Consider the following 19,816-nt stretch of genomic DNA (forward strand, 5'->3'; position numbering starts at 1 on the left):
AGAAATGTAATGAATGCCCCTGCAAATATGAACGAATTGCAAGTTGGTTACGATGTTCCTGCTCTCCCAGGGATGGATGAAAGCGAAATCCAAACACCATGCCTTATTTTGGATTTGGATGCACTCGAGCGTAACATCAAGAAGATGGGCGACTATGCAAAGGCACATGGTATGCGCCACCGTGCTCATGGAAAGATGCATAAGTCTGTAGATGTGCTGCGCTTACAGATCGAACTCGGCGGTGCTGTTGGAGTGTGCTGCCAGAAGGTGTCCGAAGCCGAGGTTTTTGCACGCGGCGGTATCATCGATATCTTGGTCACAAATGAAGTGCGAGATCCGCTGAAAATTGACCGATTGGCCCGCCTGCCGAAATTCGGATCAACCGTGACTGTCTGTGTAGACGACGTAGAAAACGTCGCTGATCTCTCTGCGGCAGCAAAAAAATATGGGACGCAGCTCGGGGTGTTGGTAGAGATCGACTGTGGGGCCGGGCGGTGCGGTGTAACCACTACCAGCGCCGTGGTAGAGATCGCGAGGGCTGTAGCCGCAGCTCAAAACCTGGAATTCAAGGGCGTCCAAGCGTACCAAGGTGCGATGCAGCACATGGATAGCTACGAGGATCGCAAAGCGAAGCTTGCTACTGCCATTGCGCAAGTAACTGAAGCTGTTGAGGCCTTGAAAGTTGAAGGCCTGACTCCTGAGTTGGTCTCCGGAGGAGGGACTGGATCCTATTACTTCGAAAGTAACTCCGGGGTTTACAACGAGCTTCAATGTGGCAGTTACGCTTTCATGGACGCGGATTATGGCCGAATTCGCGACATCGAAGGCAAGCGCATTGACCAAGGCGAATGGGAAAATGCTTTGTTCATTTTGACCAGCGTCATGTCTCACGCCAAACCTCACCTTGCAGTCGTAGACGCAGGCCTGAAGGCTCAGTCTGTCGACAGTGGACTGCCCTTTGTCCATGGCCGTGACGATGTGAAGTACATCAAATGCAGCGATGAGCACGGAGTGGTAGAGGATCCAGGTCAAGTTTTGAAGGTAAATGAAAAACTGAAGCTTGTGAGCGGTCACTGTGATCCGACCTGCAATGTGCATGACTGGTACGTAGGTGTGCGAAACGGAAAGGTCGAGACGCTTTGGCCGGTTTCGGCTCGTGGTAAAGCCTATTGAGCTAGCTCCAGTCGGTTGGATTGGTTGTGCATGGCCCACCTATCAAGGTGGGCTTTTTATTTGGTGCGCCAGGGATGGCGCGTTAGCGCAACCGGCTTGCTGTGGTGGTCACTGGCAATAACAAGGCGAGCATCGACACTGGCGGATCCGGTGTATATGTGCGCTGTCGATGCTTTGAACAAGTACCTTGCTCAAGCAGTGAGGGGCGCCTTACCCTGGCTTTGAAGGGTGAAGCCCTCGCCGTTCAGGTGGGATTTCAAGGCCCTCTGATATTAAGAAGGCCTTGCTAGATCTCACTCAAATCTTGGACGAACCACTACCTCAGTTACCTGAGAATCATCCGTCGCATCTACAACCACGCGCACGCCTGCTGCAATCGACTCCGGGGTGCTGAAAGATTCATAGAGTTCCTGGGTTTGAGGATCATCACGCAGTGATACCGTTTTCGGCGTTTGGGTTGGCCCAGGAGCGACCGTGGCAACACGCACCCGATGTTTCGCTTCATCAATTCGCAAGCCATCGGCTAGGGCTCGTAGTGCATGCTTGCTGGCGGAATAGACCGTGTGGCCGGGAATTGAACGAATTCCGGCGCCTGAGCTGATGAAGATCACTTGGCCCTCCGCTCGGCGCAACGCGGGCAGGGAAAGGCGGCTCAGCTCGGCGGGTGCAATTAGATTGATCTCCATGTGTCTTCGCCAATCATTGGGTGATGCTTCTGCCGTGGTGAATTTCTCTGAAATTGCTGCACAGTGTACGAGGACACTGATTTTTTCCAGTGGGGCTACGAGCTGAGCCAATGACTCGTGATCGACGAGATCAACAGCCACGGGCGTGATGTTTTTCAGACCGGTGATTTGAGCGATGCGTTGTGGATCCCGACCCAAAGCCAGGACATGATGATCTCGGGCGAGGTCTTTGACGATGGCGAGGCCTATACCGCTGGTACCCCCGGTCACAATGGCCAAGGGTAGACTGCTTTGAGGCAGAGTCATAAATTTCTCCATTAGTTACTGCTCTGATTACGCAGGCTCGGGGGGAGGGCAGGTATCCATTCGTCCCCAAAGAGCTCTGGCTCTTCGTAGTCGAGAATCTTCTGGAAATGTTGGGCTTCGTCTTCCTGGTACAGTTTGCCGGCAATGATTTCGGCGAGTTGCTTGGCGCCCAAACCCGTGTTTGGGATCGCGCCAATCACGTGTCCCATACTGAGGGTTGAGGCCAAGCAGAAGCAGTGGATGCGATCCAGCCCGGGAACTGCGTCGGGCGCACGCGACTGAAATTCGAAGCCCGACCCGAGATACGGATGTTCGCCCAGCGCATCATTGGCTTCGTCTGACGATGGCGTGAATCGATGACGCCAAAGCAGAAGCTCGTTCGCGAACGATGCATAAGCTGTGTGTTTGGCCCAATCGAGGCGGAAGCCTGTGGCGAGGATGAGGTGATCCACCACAAACTCGCCTTTAGGGGTCGTAAGCGTCACTGCATTGGCTTCTTCACGTACGGCTGTGACCGGACATCCCGTATTGATGAATACGTTTTGATGCCTTGTGACTCTAAGCGTACTGCCGCGCGGCGGGGCGATCTGTGCCTTTGCAATGGTGTAGGACAGGCGCCATTTCCATGCGTCTGGAAGTTGCCTGTAGGCATGCGTGAGCCCTGCGCTGCCGGCTCCTTTTGCCCGGTTAAGGTGAGGGATGGTTGGGCGACGAATCAGCAACTCCACGGCTTCTGCATCGGACTCTAGCGCTGTTGCCGCGCAATCCATGGCAGCTGCGCTTGCACCCACGACGGCGACTCGCTTTCCTCGTAGTGTTGAATAGTCCAGGGCTTCAATCGAATGCGTCCACAGATTTCGTGGAAGGTCATCGACCCAAGAGGGAATGTCCGGACGACCAAAGCCTTCGAGGCCAAGGGCCAAAATCACTCGGCGAGTGAGGTATCGCCGGGTATTTCCCGCGTGGAAGATGATCAGCTCAACGGTCTTATCATCGCGCGGTAGTACCTCCAGCACTTCATGTTCGCTGCGGACTTCGATGTCCATCACGTCGCGGTACCAGTGAAGATATCGAGCCCACTCTTGACGTGAGATTTTGTCGAGGTCGTCCCAGGCCTCAATCCCGTATTGCGCCTGGTACCAGGCGGCAAACGTGAGTGATGGTAGATCCAAAGCCGGGCCGACAACGTTTTTAGGCGAGCGCAGTGTTTCCATGAGCGCTGTAGTCAGCCATGGCCCCTCCAAGCCTGCAGGTGCCTTATCAAAGACAGTTGGTTGCAGTCCTTTGAGCTTGAGCGCCGCCGCCACCGCCAGGCCGCTCATGCCGGCACCTATGATTGCGACATCCAGAACTTCACCCTCGGGGTGGAAGAGGGGAAAGCTCCATTGGGGCGCCGGTAATCCAAGCCAGGTCATCTCTTGCTTCAGCCGTTGCTCCAGCTGCTTGAGACCTGCCGAATGGAGGTTGGTCATTGCTCCTCCTTGTAGGGTTCGCCCAGCGACAGCATCAGCCGGTTACAGCTTGCGTAACGTTATCGATATTCTGGATCCTCAGGCCAAAAGCCGTGCTGCTGCTCCGGCCGTCGCTGAAAAAGCTCCGCGCCGCCCTCGTCAAGTGAAGCAGTACCGCAACCCTCACACCGATGAAGTAATTGAAACCAAGGGCGGCAACCATAGTGGGCTGAAAGCGTGGAAAGCTCAGTACGGTTCGGATGAAGTAGAGACCTGGCTCGCCAAGTAAGGCCGCATATCCGGAGAGGCCTCCGTTCGCGGAGGTTTCTTCGTTGCGCCTGAGGGCGAGCTCTAGCCGCAGGCCCGATGCGCTGAGACCCTGTCTGGTGGAGCGACGCAGCCCGGTCTACAACTGCCAGAGGGCAATCAATTCGCCTACGCTGACTGGTGCTCCGCTCTGTGGGTGGGCCTCCGCGATGCTCAATCAAATCGTCAATCCCCGCAGGGGCTACGTGCCGATGTAAAATCCAGTAGGGTGATGTAGCAATCAGATCTGTCGCCGGCGAACGACGCATTTCAAGGAGCAACACCTGGTGTTCAGGACGTTGATGGAGTTGATCTATGTGGTGAGCGTGGCTTTCACTGTGCTGGCGCTCGTTTTCATACCGTGCGCGATCCTGAGCCTCGGAATGCTGCTCGTACTCGGCATCGACGACAGGTTTGTGAACCCCATTGTGGCTTACATCGCATTCCCAGAGGCAGTTGTCATCAGCGGTTATTTGCTGCTCCGCTACTGGAGGCAAATCACCGAAATCATCCAGTCGATTTCACCGTGGTGACTCTTGCTAAACCATCAGTTGCTTTCGCCGGAGCTGTCTGAACATCAGGTTTCAGCGATGGTGATTGTACTGGTAGCAATCTAGGTATCTCAGCGATGTCAGAGCTGAAGCGAACGCTTTTAGGGATTCTCCGATCAAGTCAGCACAGGCCATCTGACCTGTGCTGAAATAGCCCTCCGTCCAACTGCCTTCTACAAGTCCGCCATCCCATGAGTCAGATGAGCTTTTCCGATTTCGAGTACGCCGGCAAGCGCAAGCAAACCCGTCGCGAGCGTTTCCTGGCCGAGATGGAACAGGTGGTTCCGTGGAGTGGACTGGTGGCGTTGATCGAGCCTCACTACCCAAAGGCTGGCGGTGGCCGCAAGCCTTATCCTCTGGAAACCATGCTGCGCATTCACCTGCTGCAGAATTGGTTCTCTTTGAGCGATCCCGCCATGGAAGAGGCGCTGTACGAGATCACTTCGATGCGCCAGTTCGCTCGTCTGACGCTCAGCGCTCCGATCCCCGAAGACACGACGATCATGAACTTCCGGCACCTGCTGGAGAAGCATCAGTTGGCAGCCGGCATTCTGGAAACCATCAACAATTACCTGCAAGACAAGGGCCTGTCGTTGCGCCAGGGCACCATTGTCGACGCTACCATCATCCACGCGCCCAGTTCGACCAAGAACAAGGAAGGCAAGCGCGATCCTGAAATGCATCAAACGAAGAAGGGCAACCAGTACTATTTCGGCATGAAGACCCACATCGGCGCGGATGCTGAATCGGGTCTGGTGCATCACGTTCATGGCACCGCCGCGAACGTAGCTGACGTGACGGAGGTCGCTCAGCTATTGCATGGCGAAGAGAATGTCGTGTGTGCGGATGCGGGTTACACAGGCGTGGAAAAGCGGCCAGAACACGAGGGACGGCAGGTGATATGGCAGGTCGCTGCCCGCCGCAGCACCTACAAACACTTGAACAAACGCAGCGTGCTCTACCAAGCCAAGCGCAAGATCGAAAAGGCCAAGGCGCAAGTGCGTGCGAAGGTGGAGCACCCGTTCCGGGTGATCAAACGCCAGTTCGGCTATGTAAAGACTCGTTTTCGCGGCTTGGCCAAGAACACGGCGCAACTGACCACGCTGTTTGCCCTGTCGAATCTGTGGATGGTGCGCCGGCAATTATTGCCTGCTGCGGGAGAGGTGCGCCCGTGAGTCCAGATAACCAAGGCTTTGCCTTGGTTATCCAATAATCAGCGACTGAAAAGCGGGCTTTTCGGCATCCCTAAGCCGCCCATTTCCGACTGATGAGCAACTTGTTCGGAGTTTCCTTAGGGAAACTCTGAAAAAGACTGCCTGATTTGGCAGAATCTCCGGATACCAGTCGCCGAGCTTTTCGATGATGAAACAGATGTCCTTCGCTGACGCCGAGTACGCCGGCAAGCGCAAGCAGACCCGTAAGGAGTTATTCCTGATCGAGATGGATCAGGTGGTGCCCTGGAAGGGTTTGATTGCCCTGATCGAGCCGCATTATCCAAAGGGTGAAGGTGGTCGTCCGGCCTACCCATTGATGGCGATGCTGCGTGTACATCTGATGCAGAACTGGTTCGGCTACAGCGATCCGGCGATGGAAGAGGCTTTGTATGAGACGACCATTCTGCGTCAGTTTGCGGGGCTGGGTCTTGAGCGAATCCCGGACGAAACCACCATTCTCAATTTCCGTCGTCTGCTGGAAAAACACGACCTGGCGACAGGAATTCTCGGTGTCATCAATGACTATCTGGGCGACCGCGGCCTGTCGTTACGTCAGGGCACCATCGTCGATGCCACCCTGATTCATGCCCCCAGCTCGACCAAGAACAAGGAGGGCAAGCGCGATCCTGAGATGCACCAGACGAAGAAAGGCAATCAGTATTACTTCGGGGCCAAAGCCCATATCGGTGTCGATGATGAGTCGGGCCTCGTGCACAGCGTGGTAGTCACGGCGGCCAATGTCGCGGACGTCACGCAGGTCGACAAACTGCTGCACGGTGAGGAAAACGTGGTCTGCGCCGATGCGGGTTACACCGGGGCCGAGAAGCGCGAAGAGCACGCGGAACGCGAGGTCATCTGGCAGATTGCAGCCCGACGCAGCACTTACAAAAAGCATGGAAAACGCAGTGCCCTGTACAAAGCGACACGCAAGATCGAGAAGGCCAAGGCTCAGGTTCGAGCCAAGGTCGAACACCCGTTCCGAGTGATCAAGCGCCAGTTCGGTTATACGAAGGTGCGATTCCGTGGCCTGATCAAAAACACCGTACAGATGGTGACATTGTTCGCCCTGTCGAACCTATGGATGGCACGCCGTAACCGTCTGGCCAACTCACCCCTCAGCACACAGACCAGCTCGGACAAGAACGGGTGGAAAACAAAGCCTTGCCCGCAGGTATACCCATTGAATAAGCCTGTATCTGACGTAGGTCATGCAGAGCCTGCCAGCGGGTCGCAATCGACGATGGCTTCATTGTATACTTCGGCTCCGCATACCCCTTGAGCTACAGGAACATCAGCATGACTGTACTCCAAACGATCTACTGGCAGCCTACGCCGCCTTAGCGCTACGCCCCCTCGCAACAACCTGCTTCCGCTAGCCTCGCTCGCGGGTGCTCACTGCTGTACGCCTGGTTTTACACCTTAAGCACACAGCAAAAAATCCTCAAAATTTGAATTTGTATCGATTCGCTCGCCACTCCCTTGGCGTGCGCGATGCTTTGCCTTGGATATTTATATGCTGCAAAAACTTAGACAAACGTGGTTTTCCAACGTCCGTGCCGACGTGCTCGCGGGGCTGGTGGTCGCACTCGCGCTGATCCCGGAAGCCATCGCCTTTTCCATCATCGCCGGGGTAGATCCCAAAGTCGGTCTCTACGCCTCCTTCTGTATCTGCGCTGTCATCGCCTTTGTCGGCGGGCGCCCCGGAATGATCTCGGCGGCGACAGGCGCCATGGCACTGCTGATGGTTACGCTGGTAAAAGAGCATGGACTCCAGTACCTGCTGGCCGCGACGCTACTATGTGGCGTACTTCAAATCCTTGCCGGCTACCTGAAGCTCGGCTCGTTGATGCGCTTTGTTTCACGCTCGGTAGTCACCGGCTTCGTAAACGCATTAGCGATTCTGATTTTTATGGCGCAATTGCCTGAGCTGACCAATGTCACCTGGCATGTCTATGCCATGACCGCTGCGGGCCTGGGAATCATCTACCTGTTCCCGTATGTACCGAAAATCGGCAAGGTGATTCCCTCTCCATTGGTGTGCATTCTGACGCTGACTGCCATCGCCATTTACCTCGGTTTGGATATCCGCACCGTCGGTGACATGGGCCAACTGCCTGATACGCTCCCGATCTTCCTCTGGCCTGAAGTTCCGCTGAATTTTGAAACCCTGCGCATCATTTTCCCGTACTCGGCTGCGTTGGCAGTAGTGGGTCTACTCGAATCAATGATGACCGCGACCATCGTCGACGACCTTACCGACACCACCAGCAACAAAAACCGCGAGTGCAAAGGCCAGGGTGTGGCCAACATCGCTGCCGGCATGCTTGGCGGCATGGCAGGTTGCGCCATGATCGGCCAGTCGATCATCAACGTGAAATCTGGTGGCCGCACCCGTCTCTCGACATTGTGTGCCGGCGTTTTCCTGCTGCTGATGGTGGTATTTCTTGGCGAATGGCTCTCCAAAATCCCTATGGCGGCACTCGTGGCTGTGATGATCATGGTGTCCATCGGCACCTTTAGCTGGGATTCCTTGCGTAATCTGAAAGAGCATCCGCTGTCGACCAACCTCGTCATGGTGGCGACCGTCGTGGTCGTCGTGGCCACTCACAATCTGGCTTACGGCGTACTGGTAGGTGTGCTGCTGGCCTCCCTGTTCTTCGCAAACAAGGTCGGGCACTACCTGGATATCAAGAGCACTCTTGAAGAGACGAAATCGCATCGGACTTACCGCGTCGTGGGCCAGGTGTTCTTTAGCTCTGCGGACAAGTTCACTGAGGTTTTTGACTTCAAGGAGGCGCTCAACAAGGTCACCATCGATCTCACACAGGCGCATTTCTGGGATATCACCGCCGTCGCAGCGCTGGATAAGGTCGTGATCAAGTTCCGACGCGAAGGCGCTGAGGTTGAAGTGCTCGGTCTCAATGAAGCCAGCGCGACAATCGTTGACCGCTTCGGCGTGCATGACAAACCCGGTGCCATCGACAAGCTCATGAGCCACTAAGGAGAACGACAATGACCCGCGTAATGGCATGCATTGATAACTCACAATCCTCATTGGCGGTCTGCGATTACGCAGCATGGGCCTCGCAACGACTCAGCGCTCCCCTGACCTTGCTTCATGTGCTGGATAAGGAGAAATATCCTGCATCCGCTGACCTCAGCGGCAATATCGGTCTCGGTAGCAGAGAACATCTGCTGGAAGAGTTGGCCATGCTGGATGCGCAGCGGGCAAAACTGGCGTTGGAGCATGGGCAGCACATGCTTGAAAAAGCTCGCGAGCGAACAGTTCACTCTGGCGCCATGTCACCTGATATGAAGCAGCGCCATGGCCATCTCGTCGAGAGCCTGAGCGATCTCCAAGACGATATTCGGTTACTGGTGATTGGAAGAGTCGGTGAGGACAGCACGCGCAGTGCCCAAAGTCTTGGCAGCCAGATTGAAGCGATAGTCCGAACTATCCACCGCCCCACCCTGATTACAACCAGCCATTTCAGGAAACCTGAAACGGTCATGGTGGCATTTGACGGCAGCGCAACAGGCCACAAGACCTTACAGATGCTTGCTTCAAGCCCGCTGTGCGAAGGCCTGCCAATTCATATCGTCATGGTTGGAACGGATTCTGAAGACAACCAGAACGCGCTGGAGAAGGCACGAACCACGCTTGCGTCTTCCGGCTCGCTGGTGCATTCCGAGATCCGCCCAGGCGAAGTAGAGTCCACACTGCATGCGTATCAGGCAGAGCACGGCATTGACCTCTTGGTCATGGGGGCGTACGGGCACTCACGCATCAGGCAGTTTCTGATAGGCAGCACGACCACGACGATGCTGCGTACATCCACTGTACCCTTATTGCTGCTTCGCTGAGCCAGTTCCACTGGCCACAGTATTTCCAGAACTGAGGAAATACCGTGGCCACCCTGGACGATGACTAACTGATCTTGCCGCTACGAGACCACATGCAACTCATAACTGAAATTGTTCACCCCGAGCTGAAATCCAAGCAGGGCAGAGTATTCCGTCGACATGCAGCTCGCGGCATCGTGATGCGGGGTGAACAGATCCTGTTGCTGTTCACCGAGCGCTATAACGATTTCAGCTTTCCTGGAGGCGGCCTTGATGGTGACGAGGACATTGTCGCAGGCCTGAAGCGTGAGCTTGAGGAAGAGACTGGTGCTCGTGAAATACAGGTGCTCCAGCACTACGGTTACATCGAGGAGTACCGGCCCTACCAAAAGCCACAGTACGATCTGATGCACATGACCTCGCATTTTTATCAATGCGAAGTAGCGCCCCAGCTAGAGCCGGTGAGAATGGAAAGCCACGAAATCGCTAATGGTATGCGGCCTGTCTGGATCAACCTGCATGAAGCCATCGCACACAATGAAGCCGTCATGCAGCGTCACGAGTCTTCGATGGGGCAGTCAATTCTGCGCGAAACCTACATGCTGAGAAAAGTCGCTTCCGAATTGTTGATGCCAATCAGCCTTTGAGCTGACTATTTGGCGAAGTCCACTTAGCCTGCCTCAGGCAAGCATCCAATGCTGCGGGAGTAATTGCGTGATTTCGCTCGCCCGCTGTGTCGGAAGCCGCATCAGTACATCCTTGAGATAGGCATACGGATCGTGCCCATTCATACGCGCCGACTGGATCAGGCTCATGATTGCCGCCGCCCTTTTTCCACTGCGCAGCGACCCGGCAAATAACCAGTTCGAGCGCCCAAGCGCCCACGGCCGGATCAAATTCTCGATCTGGTTATTGTCGATGGGCACAGCACCATCTTCCAGGTAGCGCGTCAGCGCTACCCAGCGTTTAAGGCTGTAATCCAGGGCCTTGGCCGTGGCCGAACCCTCGGGCACAAGTTCGCGTTGGGCCAACATCCACTCATGCAGTTTTTCAGCGATGGGCACCGCTGTTTCCTGACGTAATCGCCAGCGGGCTTCGTCGCTCATTTCCTTGGCGTGTCGCTCGACTTCATACAACCCGCCAATCGAGTGAAGCGCCTGCTCCGCCAACTGGCTTTTATTGGCTGCATGCAGGTCGAAGAATTTGCGGCGTGCATGGGCCATGCAGCCGATTTCGGTGATGCCCAGCTCGAAGCTGGCCTTGTAGCCGGCGAAGTCATCGCAGACCAGCTTACCGTTCCACGTGCCCAGGAAGTTACGCGCATGTTCGCCGGCACGGCTGGGGCTGAAGTCGTAGACCACGGCCTTTAGGGCCGAGAAAGGCGTGGTGCTATAGGCCCACACGTAAGCGCGGTGGGTTTTCTTTTCGCCTGGTGCGAGCATCTGAACCGGGGTCTCATCGGCGTGGATCACGCCCTGGGCCAACACATGCTCACGCAGCGCATCGACCAGAGGCTGGAGCTGCACACCGGTCTGTCCGATCCATTGCGCCAGTGTCGAACGGGCGATGGGCAGTCCGGCCCGACCAAAAATCTTCTCCTGCCGGTACAGCGGTAAATGGTCGGCGAACTTCGCCACCATCACGTGGGCCAAAAGGCCTGCGGTCGGGATGCCCTTGTCGATCACTTGGGCCGGTACAGGCGCCTGGATCAGTGTTTCACACTGACGGCACGTCCATTTTCCACGCACATGCCGCTCAACTGTGAACACGCCCGGAGTGTAATCGAGCTTCTCGCTGACGTCTTCGCCGATTCGCTGAAGCTGGCAGCCGCACACGCACTGAGTATTCTCTGGTTCGTGACGGATCACGGTTCGCGGAAACTGCGGCGGCAGTGGTGCACGCTTGGGCTTATGACGTGGCTCGGCCGGTGCGGCCGGCGGATTGGCTGCCTTCAGCTCGGCTTCGATAGCTGCGATATCGGTATCGAGCAGATCATCAAGCAGACTGCCTTGGTCGGGGCTCAGTTGCTCGCTGCGCTTGGCGAACTTGTGTCGCTTGAGGATGGCGATTTCATGAGCCAGTTGCTCGTTGACCGTTTCGAGGCGTTGGATTTTCTGGCTCATGGAGTCGACCTGGGACAGCAACTGCATAGCCTGTTCGGCCAAGCCGCGCAGCTGTTCCGGTGTCATCTGGTCGAGATTGGGCGAGGAAGTCATGCCGCTGATTGTGTCAGAGCAGGTCGTCAACAGCGATAAACCGATGGGCTAATGGCAGGGGCTAAAGCACTGTGATCGCGCTGCCTGCGCCGACCCGCTGCCACGGCAAACCCAGTACCAAGGCTTGAAGTTGCTCGTTATCGAGTTCGACTTCCGATCCGTGACGGATGCCGGGCCAATGAAACTTGCCTTGGTTCAATCGTCGCGCTGCCAGCCAAATGCCCACACCGTCATGCACCAAGACTTTCATTCGGTTGGCACGGCGATTAGCGAAGAGGTATGCGCAGTGCGGCTTCGCCACACCGAACACCGCGATCACCCTGGCCAGCGCGGTCTCGGTACCGGCGCGCATGTCCATAGGCTCGGTGGCAAGCCAGATGGCATCGATCCGAATCATTCCAACAGGTCTCGCAGAAAGGTGGCACAGGCGACAGCGCTTTCGGTCGGCCAGTTCACTTTGACGGTGCCACGCGGGTGCTGGATTTCAATGCAGATACTTGATGAAGCTGCCTGCGAATGTCCTCCGGCTAGCGGCAAGGGCACTGGAATGAAAGCAGGTTGCAGCGCCATAGTTTTGTTCGTGAGTACCCTAATCCATTTATGTACGAGGTTCGCGTTAAGGCTGTGCTTCTGCGCGACGCTGGCAATCGATGCGCCGGGCTGGGCGCACTCTTGGACAACTTGGGCCTTGAAGGATTTTGAATAGGAACGGCGTTGTGACTGCATGGAAAGACCCGCTTAAAAGGCTAGAAATGGTGTCCACTTAAATTAGGTGGACACCATCGCCTTTGGCGTCGGGGTCAGGAAGGTGAGTTGGCCGGACGGTTACGGCACGCCGACATTTGCTGTCGAACGCAGGAGAGGTTCGCGTGTAATACAGGAAATGGCTGCTGCGCAGTGGTTTGCAGTAGCCGATGAGCTTGAAAAATCGAAGAGGATTGATCAAATCCTGACGTGGGTCGTTTTTTGAACTGCTTACCGCTCGATAGCCGGAAAATATCCGGCTATTTCAGACCATCCTTAGGTGTGGCGGAAGCAGGTGAGGTGTCACTGCAGTCGTCTAGAGTCATAAGGCTTTGACAGGCCTGCACCTGTGAAAAAGGCCGGGAGGTTTCCGGCCAGATGCCAACGGGGTTAGTCTTCGAGTTCACAGCTATAAGCATGCGGAAAGTATCCGGAACTTAGCGGTGCTGTGGGCTGAAGAAGTGGTCTGAGAGGAATCTTGGATTTATCTTGGGTCAGGCAAGAACGGAAGCAGCTATGCGCGATAATTTCAAGCGGCTCCGTCCATTGATCCTTATGTCCTTTGGATAGGTGATAGTCTGCAATCCATAACATCTGCCGCGCAGCACCCCAACGGTAATGGGCGTAAATCCCATTAGAGTCCACGAGTTCGAAAACTGCCGTCTGACCTTTGCCAGGCTCAATTGTGCCCATGGTCGGCAGCCAGCTAAACCAAGGCGACCTCAGCGCGTTGAGTGCTTCGCCGCTTGAATAGGCAAGCCAAGTCTTTTTCTTCATGGACTCGCTGGCAGCTAGTTTCGAGTAAATTTTAGGACTCGGGTTGATTGCCCACACCTCACTGATGAAAGGCTCCAGCCCGGAAACCTTGAGAACGTGCACAGCGAGCGCCCCACCTAGAGATATGCCAGTTAGCACAACTCTCTTCCCTTTGACTCGAGGATCACTCAATTGCTTTTTTGTGTACTCGATTGCTAGGTCATACTGTCGGGTAGCAAATGGGTCAAAATTCGTTGCCCAATCTCGATAGTCGTTCGAGCCAGTAAAAGCGATGATGATTTCTTCAGGCTTGCTGGAATCACGCGGCCTGTGCACAAACGTCGCAGCTTCAAACCCTGACCAGTCTCGTTTCCCAGGAGGTTCAAGCGGCATGAGATTTGAAGGTTGAGTGAACCAGTGGGCCCGAGATACCTTGTCAGAGCGGTCACCCTGAAGGACAAGCGCAGCCGCTAGGCCGTAGATATAGCCTTTTGTTGCGGCATTCTCGGTTGCTTCATCCCAGTTACGATGCTTTAGATATCGATCGTTACACCAGACGTAGCCACGTTCTCCCCAAGTATCGTAAGGATTAATAAGTGAGCACCCGTTAAGCAAACACACTGTCGCTACAATCAAAGCTACTAGTTTCATGAGCGGCTATCCCTGCATTCTTTTTTGTTTATATGGCTTAACGCCATCGCAAATGCAAGTGGCCAGGCGGAAAAATCTAGTAAAGGCTATCTGCTTACTGGTCTGATCTATGGAGAGTTGGCGACACGTTGATTCTAGGGTCAATTCTCCATTTTTCGCGGGCTCGTAGTAGCTACACTCGATTGCGTAGATGAATCATTTCAGCCTAGGGCGATTGGAGTCATCTGGGAGGGTAGGCAGCCGGAGTCATCAGCTGAGGCTGCGTGTCTGAGCGGTGTTGCAAGCTGCTTGAGCATGACACTCGACGTCTCCGGCTCGAAGCAAGCCCGGTCTCAGTGCCGGGCTTCTCGTTTTCATTCTGGTGATACGGTTGGCGCTTCTGGCCATGAGCCCTATCACTTCTTCGGAATGTCTATTGCCACAGTATACCGTCGAGCAATCCAGCCCTCGAGGATTTCGCCTGAGACATCAACGGAAACACGTATCTGAATCGCCCCTGGTTTCCTAGACACTCTCCAAGCTCAGGAAATAGCGTTTCTCATACTCTACTGGAGACAGCTGCATAGCACTGCTGTGTCGACGTTTTGGGTTATAGAACATCTCGATGTAATCGAAAATATCACTCCGGGCTTCGTCACGTGTCGCGTAGGTCTTTCGTCGAACCCGTTCCCGCTTCAAAAGCTGGAAAAAGCTCTCGGCTACGGCATTGTCGTGGCAGTTTCCCCGTCGGCTCATGCTGCTGACCACATTGTTGGCCTTAAGGAAGCTTTGCCAATCTGAGCTACTGAACTGACTGCCTTGGTCTGAGTGAATCATCACTTGCTGCTGTGGCTTGCGTCGCCAAACGGCCATCAGCATCGCGTCGATAGCAAGGTCGCTGCTCATCCTTGGCTTCATTGACCAACCAATTACTTGGCGTGAGAAGAGATCCAGCACTACCGCCAGATAAAGCCATCCTTCATAGGTGCGGATGTAAGTGATATCGGTCACCCAGACCTTGTTCGGCTCGCTGACCTTGAACTGCCGGGCAAGGTGGTTGGGCGAGGCCACGGTTGGTTTTCCGCCATAAAACCCAGGACGACGGCGATAACCCGTTTGCGAACGCAACCCCTCTGCTTGCATCAAACGACCGACTCGATTTCGCCCGCATGTCTCTCCCAGCTCACGCAGGTCACCATGAATTTTGCGATAGCCGTACACACCTCCGCTTTCGAGCCAAGCATGTTTGATCAAACCAAGCAGACGATGATCTTCTTTTGCTCGGGCAGATTGAGGCTCCGCCAACCAAGCGTAGTAGCCGCTGGGATGCACCTTGAGGGTTTGGCAAAGGCGCCGCACCGGGTAATCCGTCGAGTGCTTCTTGATGAAGGCGTACTTCAGCCGCACTCCTTGGCAAAGTACGCGGCGGCCTTCTTTAAGATGTCTCGCTCTTCCGTCACGCGCTTGAGTTCAGCGCGCAGCTTGCGCAGTTCAGCCTGCTGATCATTGTCTTGCTGACGCTGCTCTTGGGGCTTGCTGTAGACCTTGATCCAGGCGTAAAGGCTGTGCACGGACATGCCCAGGCGCTGGGCGACCTCAGCGACAGGCTTGCCTTTCTCGGTCACTTGCTTGACCGCTTCGATCTTGAATTCTTCAGGGTAACGCTGACGACTCATGGCACCTCCTATTTGGGCCTCATTATGAGGCTTGGAGGTGTCTACGAAACCAGGGGCGATTCAGCCCATTTTTCCTCGCCATCGAGCGACCAATGGAGGTAGGGCGAAAGGAAGGTCTTTTGGGGGCCTAAGAAATTGTCTTGATGGATGTGTTCCACCAGCTCGTTATCTCCGAACAGCTGGATGACCTGCCCCGTTGATTGCTCTTCCATGCCCATGCGCTCCAGGTATAAAATGAATGATTGCTTAATGCCATCACTCGATAATGCTAACACGCGATGTGATAGAGCAGTATCCACTTGCTGCAGCCTTAGCCGCGACTGCGTTACTGGATAGGCAGTGGTGCTAGAGGTGTACCGGACGTCCTCACGAGGTCGAGGTGGGCAAGCGTGCATCGTCTCTGTCGGTCATCCCCGAAGGGGCTAGGGTTTGTGCCATGGTGTTACGGTCAGTCCGGTCTCAGATAAGGTGATACGGCATTGAGCGCTACCCTCAGCGCACGAAGTGGCACATTAGCATCACCCCGGAGTATGCTCCGTGTTCCCCACACGGAGAGACCACCATGGATGCAGTCAGTCGGGTTGAACGGGCAAGGATCAAAGCGTTCTATAAGCTACTCGTGGATAGGCTTGGAGCCGAAGCTTGGGGGCAGCGCAGAGCTGCCTACGTGAAGCGCATCCGAGAGAAGGATTCGAGTTTCGATGTCAGGCTACCGATTGAGCCCCAACTCTTCATGCCGGCAGAGAACGACATCGATTGGTACATTCTGGCTTCCTACCTGTCGCACGATTTTCCTCTCAGCGACTCTGCTTATAGCAGCAGACGTATCTACCCGTACGCCATGGCAATCGGTGCCGTTGCAGATCAGCTTCGCAAAGTGCCGAATGTTGAGCACGTTCTCGACAACATGCTGGCGAACAATAACAACCCTGAAACCCGGCTGTTTGAGCTGCTGACGGCCTCTTTCTACATCAAGAACGGATACGAGGTTTCCTTTATCCCCGAGAACAGCATCACATGGCCCGACGGGAAGAAAAAATCTCCAGACCTCCTGGTTAAGTCCGGAGACCTAGAATTCTATGTAGAGTGCAAGCGCTCGATTAAGCAAACCAAGTATTCCCAAGCGGAAGAGCAAGCTTGGGCTGACATCTGGTCAAAGCTGAGCCATCACATGCTCAAAGCTGCCCCATGGAGCATTGCCGACCTGACATTCCATGAGCAGGTGTCTGTGGTGACAGCTGACGATGTGATCAAGGTGGTCAGCCTTGCAATCAAGGCAGGTGGGTCGAGGGTTAGAGAAGGCTCGATAACCGCCCAAATCCGCGCTATCGATAAAATGCGTCTCAAGCAACACTACAAGGATTTCTCTGTCCGCCCCCACAGCCCGCAGCAAGAGAAGCTGGTGTTCGGCTTTATCGATAGTAACGAGAAGCGAAGTATTGCGACCGTTGCTAGCCGTGTCATCCGGCCGGGTACCAATCACGACATTCTGAACATGTTCGTCAAGGATGTGGCCAGCTGCGTAGCCGCCCAATGGCGCTGCGACCATGAGGATTCGCTCTCCACCCGTTCCAAGCACTTCAAGAGCCTGGTCAACGATGGCGTCAGTCAGATCCCGCATGACCGTGCCGGTGTAGTGCATGTCTGGTACGAGACACGTGACGGTATCCAGATTGAAGAGCTGCGCCGGGGGAAAAATATCGACAACATTTCAGCATACGATGCGTCTGAAACCACGGTGCTTGGGGTATTCGTGCACGCGGTCAATTACTACCCATTCGAGGAAAACTACGAGTGGGCTGAGACCGTGCAGGATTTCGCTCGGATACCGAACCTCATGGACTTGTTCCCCCGCCAGACCTTGATGCTTGGGTCTGACGGCGTTGACGAGATTCCAGATATCACCCATTGGGAACAGGATAAGGCGGCGAGAACGCAGCTTTAGTGAGAGTCCATACAGATGACGTGATTGCGCATCACGCTTCTATGGATTGATTGGAGCCGCCGGTTGATACGGGTGCACTCTTGAGCACCCGTTCAGAAGTCTTCCGCTCGCTCATCCAGCGCGTCGTTGATCCGGCGCTGCAGGTCATCTGCAAAGCTGCGAATGGTGCTGATTGCTTCGGTTACCTGCTTTTGCTCGAGCTCTATCGGTTCGTCACGAACGGTCTTTCCATTGCGATGAACGATATCGTGGCGGGTGTTGCAAATACGCCCGATTGAAGCCAGGTCTAGACCAGTCATGTGTCGGCCGAACATGGCGTCCAGAACTTGCTTTACTGTCGCGACGTTGTGGAATGTCAGCTCGGACAAGGTCTGTTGAGCCATACTCTCAAGTGCCTTAGGTTGCTCGGCGATCTCCTTGAGCGTAATGGTCTTGCTACTCAATTTTCCATAGCCAGCGAGGAGGTTGGTCAGAAGCTGCGTGTCTTTCACGATCAGGTGACGCACAACCGAGCTGATCAAAGCTTCTAAAAGTGTGACTGTGTGGGCGTAGACGAGTTTGTTGAGTGTGTCGGCATGGCTACGGTTGGTAGCAATCATCATCAGCCCCGATGCTGTGCCTAGCTCCTGCGAGAACTGACAGAAGAACTCGCTGGGTGTATGGCGATTCAACCATTCGTATTCATCCTCTTGGGCATCAAGCATTGATGAGTATTCTCCCGCTAGCTGCTCCCAGGTGTCTGGGTCTTCATCTGGATCGATTTCGATCCCGTACTGCTCCCGAATCCAAGCGATGCAATTGTCCTGCTGAACCTCGAAAAAGTGATCCTTGACCGAGCTCATGGTGTGCCTTGTCCTTTTGACGTTCGCCAGTTATTTGCGGTTCTGTACGGCAGGCGTGCAAGCGGAAGGCCGATCTGCCATTGGAGACGCCTGATGCATCAGCGATCATGCACCTTTTTCACGGGTGGTGGTACTTAGCTATCATCCGCAGAGCAGAGGTCGCAATGGCTGATCAGAATATTTGCTTCAAATGCGCAACGGATTTGTTCCTGGGCGGGGTAATCCGGCGCAAGGGGATTTCCACCTGCTGCAGTCTGTGCGCTGTGAAGCGCAAGTGCTTTCCGATTGATCAAATCGTATCTCGCGTGGAGGCCATCCTTCACGATTACATCTGTGTACCCGATCTTCACCGCACGGTGATGAAAGACGGTAGCGTCGAAACCACGCTAGGCAAACGCATTGAGTTTTGGGCCAGCCACATTTTCCGAACCACCGAAGAGGCGCCGATAGTGGCAGCGGTGTGCGCTAACCTAAAGGCCTTCAGCAATGATAGGGTTACTTTAGAAAGGAGCTTCCGCGTCATCACCTCGGCCAGAAATGGGGAGAGTTTCAGGAGGGGATTCGTCACAAAAGCCGCTTCTTCAACGAGGACGCGAAACAGTTTTTGGACTGGCTTTTCGAAGGCGTACACGGCTACTCGGTGGGATCTGATGAGCGTGCTGTGGTACGGGTTTTCACACCAGACAACTCGCCTGCAATTTTCCGCGCGCGCTCCTGTATGACGTTCGAAAGCCAAGAGGAAATTACGCGTAATCCATCGCGCAATCTAGCCGCTCCACCAAAGCAGAAAGCGAGCGGGGGCAGAATGAACGCGGCCGGGGTGCCCGTGTTTTATGGGGCTTTGGATCGTGAGACCTGTATATCTGAGCTGCGTCCACCGGTGGGATGCACTGTTGTCAGCGGCGAGTTCCGGTTGAATGATGAGATCAGGGTGCTGGATTTCAAACGTATTGAAAAAGCTGACTTAGGGCCTGAGCCCAGCTTCTTCGACCAGGGGTACTACGTCAAATCGGGACGTAGGGAGCTTCTGAGATATCTCCATAATGAGATTACGATCCCTGTGCTCCCGGGAGCGGAGGCAGAATATCTGACCTCTCAAATCATTGCTGAATACCTGGCAACCTGCTGCAAACCACGCATCGACGGTGTCATTTTCAAATCCGTTCAGAATCCTCCTGGTAGCAACATCGTGCTCTTTTCTCATGTGGCCTGTGCCGAGACAGCATTGCTCTGGAAGCTCAACGGGGCTCAAGGAATCAGCGGAGGGAAGGCGTCCGACAAGCCCCGCATCGATTATGTGGCCGATAGCTTGGTGGCGCACCCGATTCGAAGAGTGAAGTACCTGGATAACGAGCCAGATCAGGATGAAGGGTGAAGCACCATCGTTTTTATTGGGGGAGTACGTCGATTCGCTCCTTTCTAGCTACCCGCGAGCCTATTCAGAAGCTGGGTAACCCTGCGAAAAATCCTAGGCTGA

General features: G+C 54.9%; 19 protein-coding genes and 2 pseudogenes. 12 read left to right on the top strand and 9 right to left on the bottom strand.

All coding sequences use genetic code 11. From position 1 onward, the window contains the following. Window positions 1-9: 9 nt before the first annotated feature. A complete protein-coding gene (gene bhcC / locus ACTJJN_RS01510; RefSeq protein ID WP_440780789.1) occupies window positions 10-1,173 on the top strand; it encodes a 3-hydroxy-D-aspartate aldolase BhcC in 1,164 nt (387 codons plus the stop codon). A gap of 293 nt (window positions 1,174-1,466) precedes the next feature. Here bhcC and ACTJJN_RS01515 read toward each other — a convergent pair whose 3' ends face one another. Next, entirely contained in the window at window positions 1,467-2,165 is a 699-nt protein-coding gene (locus ACTJJN_RS01515) for an SDR family oxidoreductase (RefSeq protein WP_440780790.1), read from the bottom strand. Window positions 2,166-2,176: 11 nt separating this feature from the next. Beyond that, a complete protein-coding gene (locus ACTJJN_RS01520; protein ID WP_440780791.1) occupies window positions 2,177-3,637 on the bottom strand; it encodes an FAD-dependent oxidoreductase in 1,461 nt (486 codons plus the stop codon). 37 nt (window positions 3,638-3,674) lie between these two features. Between ACTJJN_RS01520 and ACTJJN_RS01525 the strand changes: the two are divergent. The 7 genes and pseudogenes from ACTJJN_RS01525 to ACTJJN_RS01555 all read left to right on the top strand — a co-directional run. Then, window positions 3,675-3,905: pseudogene (locus tag ACTJJN_RS01525) on the top strand (histone-like nucleoid-structuring protein, MvaT/MvaU family); the annotation flags it as partial. A gap of 319 nt (window positions 3,906-4,224) precedes the next feature. Next, complete coding sequence (locus ACTJJN_RS01530; protein WP_440780793.1) at window positions 4,225-4,455, top strand: hypothetical protein; 231 nt, start codon at window positions 4,225-4,227, stop codon at window positions 4,453-4,455. Window positions 4,456-4,664: 209 nt separating this feature from the next. Further along, window positions 4,665-5,648, top strand: a complete 984-nt coding sequence (locus ACTJJN_RS01535; RefSeq protein ID WP_440780795.1) for an IS5-like element IS2000 family transposase — start codon at window positions 4,665-4,667, stop codon at window positions 5,646-5,648. A 187-nt stretch (window positions 5,649-5,835) separates the two neighbouring features. Next, window positions 5,836-6,798 (top strand): annotated as a pseudogene (locus ACTJJN_RS01540) (IS5 family transposase); the annotation flags it as partial. Window positions 6,799-7,200: 402 nt separating this feature from the next. After that, the gene (locus ACTJJN_RS01545) at window positions 7,201-8,688 is read left to right on the top strand and encodes a SulP family inorganic anion transporter (RefSeq protein WP_009684101.1); all 1,488 of its coding nucleotides are present in this window, start codon (window positions 7,201-7,203) and stop codon (window positions 8,686-8,688) included. Between the two features lie 11 nt (window positions 8,689-8,699). Next, a complete protein-coding gene (locus tag ACTJJN_RS01550; RefSeq protein WP_012316922.1) occupies window positions 8,700-9,551 on the top strand; it encodes a universal stress protein in 852 nt (283 codons plus the stop codon). A gap of 92 nt (window positions 9,552-9,643) precedes the next feature. Then, window positions 9,644-10,177, top strand: coding sequence for an NUDIX hydrolase (locus ACTJJN_RS01555; RefSeq protein ID WP_009684099.1), 534 nt, complete (start codon window positions 9,644-9,646; stop codon window positions 10,175-10,177). A 33-nt stretch (window positions 10,178-10,210) separates the two neighbouring features. On the opposite strand, the gene tnpC is transcribed toward ACTJJN_RS01555, so the two are convergent. From tnpC to tnpA, 3 genes are all read right to left on the bottom strand, one after another. Beyond that, window positions 10,211-11,746: an IS66 family transposase gene (gene tnpC / locus ACTJJN_RS01560; RefSeq protein WP_009684098.1), complete on the bottom strand. Its 1,536-nt coding sequence runs from the start codon at window positions 11,744-11,746 to the stop codon at window positions 10,211-10,213. Window positions 11,747-11,807: 61 nt separating this feature from the next. Then, window positions 11,808-12,143 (bottom strand): IS66 family insertion sequence element accessory protein TnpB, encoded by a 336-nt coding sequence (gene tnpB / locus ACTJJN_RS01565; protein ID WP_009684097.1) that lies wholly within the window; start codon window positions 12,141-12,143, stop codon window positions 11,808-11,810. Further along, complete coding sequence (tnpA, locus tag ACTJJN_RS01570; RefSeq protein WP_009684096.1) at window positions 12,140-12,472, bottom strand: IS66-like element accessory protein TnpA; 333 nt, start codon at window positions 12,470-12,472, stop codon at window positions 12,140-12,142. The genes tnpB and tnpA overlap by 4 nt, the downstream gene beginning before the upstream one ends. Window positions 12,473-12,518: 46 nt before the next feature. Between tnpA and ACTJJN_RS01575 the strand changes: the two genes are divergently transcribed. Beyond that, window positions 12,519-12,716 carry a hypothetical protein gene (locus ACTJJN_RS01575; protein ID WP_440780797.1) on the top strand — a complete coding sequence of 66 codons (198 nt, stop codon included), beginning with the start codon at window positions 12,519-12,521 and terminating at the stop codon, window positions 12,714-12,716. A gap of 164 nt (window positions 12,717-12,880) precedes the next feature. On the opposite strand, the gene ACTJJN_RS01580 is transcribed toward ACTJJN_RS01575, so the two are convergent. From ACTJJN_RS01580 to ACTJJN_RS01590, 3 genes are all read right to left on the bottom strand, one after another. Continuing rightward, window positions 12,881-13,897 carry a hypothetical protein gene (locus ACTJJN_RS01580; protein WP_440780799.1) on the bottom strand — a complete coding sequence of 339 codons (1,017 nt, stop codon included), beginning with the start codon at window positions 13,895-13,897 and terminating at the stop codon, window positions 12,881-12,883. A 504-nt stretch (window positions 13,898-14,401) separates the two neighbouring features. Continuing rightward, a protein-coding gene (locus tag ACTJJN_RS01585; RefSeq protein WP_143494549.1) for an IS3 family transposase occupies window positions 14,402-15,552 on the bottom strand; the annotation gives its coding sequence in 2 pieces (ribosomal slippage) (window positions 14,402-15,318 and window positions 15,318-15,552; 1,152 coding nt in all). A gap of 41 nt (window positions 15,553-15,593) precedes the next feature. Beyond that, a complete protein-coding gene (locus tag ACTJJN_RS01590) occupies window positions 15,594-15,851 on the bottom strand; it encodes a hypothetical protein (protein WP_440780801.1) in 258 nt (85 codons plus the stop codon). A gap of 263 nt (window positions 15,852-16,114) precedes the next feature. On the opposite strand from ACTJJN_RS01590, the gene ACTJJN_RS01595 reads away from it, so the two are divergent. Continuing rightward, entirely contained in the window at window positions 16,115-17,497 is a 1,383-nt protein-coding gene (locus ACTJJN_RS01595; protein ID WP_440780802.1) for a hypothetical protein, read from the top strand. A gap of 92 nt (window positions 17,498-17,589) precedes the next feature. Here the strand turns inward: ACTJJN_RS01595 and ACTJJN_RS01600 are convergent, their stop codons facing one another. Further along, complete coding sequence (locus ACTJJN_RS01600; RefSeq protein WP_440780803.1) at window positions 17,590-18,339, bottom strand: hypothetical protein; 750 nt, start codon at window positions 18,337-18,339, stop codon at window positions 17,590-17,592. A 164-nt stretch (window positions 18,340-18,503) separates the two neighbouring features. Here ACTJJN_RS01600 and ACTJJN_RS01605 point away from each other — a divergent pair, with 164 nt between their 5' ends. Together ACTJJN_RS01605 and ACTJJN_RS01610 are read left to right on the top strand one after the other, a co-directional pair. After that, a complete protein-coding gene (locus tag ACTJJN_RS01605; protein WP_440780805.1) occupies window positions 18,504-19,061 on the top strand; it encodes a hypothetical protein in 558 nt (185 codons plus the stop codon). Beyond that, the gene (locus ACTJJN_RS01610; RefSeq protein WP_440780807.1) at window positions 19,058-19,714 is read left to right on the top strand and encodes an RES family NAD+ phosphorylase; all 657 of its coding nucleotides are present in this window, start codon (window positions 19,058-19,060) and stop codon (window positions 19,712-19,714) included. The genes ACTJJN_RS01605 and ACTJJN_RS01610 overlap by 4 nt, the downstream gene beginning before the upstream one ends. Window positions 19,715-19,816: the final 102 nt, after the last annotated feature.

The sequence above is a fragment of the Pseudomonas sp. 22515 genome, from assembly GCF_052044625.1.
Taxonomy (GTDB): domain Bacteria; phylum Pseudomonadota; class Gammaproteobacteria; order Pseudomonadales; family Pseudomonadaceae; genus Aquipseudomonas; species Aquipseudomonas alloputida.